Origin of the sequence: Clostridium sp. AM27-31LB (genome assembly GCF_003480745.1) — a bacterium.
Taxonomy (GTDB): domain Bacteria; phylum Bacillota; class Clostridia; order Lachnospirales; family Lachnospiraceae; genus Butyribacter; species Butyribacter intestini.
The window spans coordinates 1-1,340 of sequence record NZ_QUJS01000026.1; the positions used below are offsets into that span (position 1 = coordinate 1).

The 1,340-nt window shown below is 32.9% G+C and carries 1 protein-coding gene; it reads left to right on the forward strand.

Annotated elements, in window-relative coordinates:
* Nucleotides 1-1,338, forward strand: a 1,338-nt coding sequence (locus tag DW721_RS15830; RefSeq protein WP_118746311.1) for an AAA family ATPase, incomplete at its 5' end; no start/stop codon positions are given.
* Nucleotides 1,339-1,340: the final 2 nt, after the last annotated feature.

Genomic DNA, 1,340 nt, shown 5'->3' on the forward strand with positions numbered 1-1,340 from the left:
TATATAATGAAAAGTGATTTATATAATAACAATGAAAAAATACAATTTAAATCAGTATGTCCTGATATGAGTGATGAAATAGCACAGAAAGCAATAAATGATTTATCAAACTATTTAAGTCGTTATTATGGAAAAAAAGTGATAATTATTCTTGATGAATACGACACACCTATGCAGGAAGCATATGTAAATGGATATTGGGATGAACTTGTAGCATTTACCAGAAGTCTTTTTAATTTAACATTTAAGACAAATCCTTATCTTGAACGGGGGATAATGACAGGAATTACAAGAGTGTCTAAGGAAAGTATCTTTTCGGATTTAAATAATCTCGTAGTTATTACTACAACATCAAATCAGTATAATACTGCATTTGGTTTCAATGAGGAAGAGGTATTTGCTGCACTTGACGAGCAGGAACTTTCAGGTGAGAAAGAAAAAGTGAAAGCGTGGTATGACGGATTTACATTTGGAGATAAGAAAGATATTTATAATCCGTGGTCGATAATCAATTTTTTGGATGAAAAAAAATATAAACTTTATTGGGCTGATTCAAGTTCTAATGCACTTGTAAATAAATTAATAAGGACGGCTCCCGGAGAAATAAAAGAACAGATGGAAAGTCTTATTTCGGGAGAAAGTATAGAAACATATATTGATGAGCAGATAGTGTTTGAACAGCTTGACCTGGATGAAAATGCAATATGGAGTTTGTTGCTCGCAAGCGGTTATTTAAAGGTGGAATATGTTAAAAGTGAGGACGAAACAGGTGAGACTCTGGATTTTCCAATATATTCATTGAGAATTACAAACAGGGAAGTAAGAAGTATGTTTTTAAAGATGTTTAAGGGATGGTTTAACAGATCCCTATCGGCATACAATAATTTTGTAAAATCACTTTTCAATGGTGACATTGAAAGTATGAACGAATACATGAACAGAGTTGCAAGAGGAGTAATAAGTTATTTTGATACAGGAAAAACTCCATCTGACGAAGAACCAGAGCGTTTTTACCATGGGCTTGTGCTCGGACTGATGGTCGACCAGGTAGACAATTACATTCTAAGTTCAAATAGGGAGAGTGGTTTCGGAAGATATGACATAATGCTCGAACCGATAGACAAAAACAATGAAAAATTACCGGGTATTGTGATAGAGTTTAAGGTATTTAATCCAAAGAAAGAAGATACATTAGAAGAAACAGTAAAAAACGCATTAAGACAGATAAAAGAAAAAGACTATGATGCAGAGCTTATCAAAAGAGGTGTGAAAGAGGAAAATATATATCATTATGGTTTCGCATTTAAAGGTAAGGAAGTATTAATAGATGGTAGGTAGAA